Genomic DNA, 952 nt, shown 5'->3' with positions numbered 1-952 from the left:
GGGCAGTTGGGCAGAAAACGGCTAGAAGAGGAGCAGATGGCGGGATCGCTTCTCCATCCCCCTTGGTAGGAAGCCCAACCACGTGCGCCGGTTCTCTGCGGGTCTGGTACCCCGTCGTGGTCAGTTGTACGTGGCCCCCTTTCGGGCTACCAGACCCGCTTCCTGCTTCCTGATCTATCGCGTGCGAACGGCTCTGGCCTGTCGCTCGTACCGTTGCCTTCCGCGACAGGCTAGGGGCGGCGGCTCAGCCCTTGCCCGCGGTGCGTACCAGCCGCGCCACGCGCTCGCGCCAGCTAGGCGATAAAAACGGCACTTCTTGCAGGGCTTGGAGCGTAGCTAGGTTCGGAGGAGTGGAAGTATACAACTGGGCCATGTCGTGAATGGTAACCGCATACGGCGAGGCTTGCACGAACGTGATGGCGTCGCCGGCCTGCAGCGTCCCTTCTTGGTGGACGCGAAAATAGATGCCGCTGCGGCCCGCCGCTAGAAAGCGCCCCACCATGGCCTCTTCTTGCAGGCGGAGGCCAAGTTTGAAGCAGGGTTGGCGCGGTTGGGTGGCCATCAGGATGGCCGAACCCACTTGAAAGTAGTCGCCTACTCGCACCTGCTGTTCCAGCAGGCCGTCGGTGGTCAGGTTTTCGCCGAACGCGCCGGCTTCCAACCGAATCGCGAGTTGAGGCTGCCAGTAGGCATAATGCTCTTGTCCATACGCGTACACGGCTTTATCACGGCCCCCGTGGACACGTAAGTCTGCCTGGCCATCGCCGGCGAGATGGTCAGCGTATACGGGCACCGGTCCCACCACCGGTTGCTTGCAGATACTCGTGCGGACGCGTTGCCCTTTCCAGGTAACTTCCTGCGGCAGGGCGGTATTGACTGAGAGGAGGCGCATGCGGCAAGGTAGCAAACAGGTGGGAAGCGCAACGATTGCCCCGGTGGGAAAAGCCTACCC

Annotated in this window: 1 protein-coding gene; it reads right to left on the bottom strand. The window is 62.5% G+C overall.

Annotated features, from left to right (window positions below):
- Positions 1-244: 244 nt before the first annotated feature.
- Positions 245-892: an MOSC domain-containing protein gene (locus tag BXP70_RS29095; RefSeq protein WP_086597610.1), complete on the bottom strand. Its 648-nt coding sequence runs from the start codon at positions 890-892 to the stop codon at positions 245-247.
- Positions 893-952: the final 60 nt, after the last annotated feature.

The organism is Hymenobacter crusticola (assembly GCF_002154225.1).
GTDB classification, from domain to species: domain Bacteria; phylum Bacteroidota; class Bacteroidia; order Cytophagales; family Hymenobacteraceae; genus Hymenobacter; species Hymenobacter crusticola.
The sequence above is the reverse complement of the archived record's forward strand: the minus strand, read 5'-3'. Positions and strand labels throughout refer to the sequence as shown.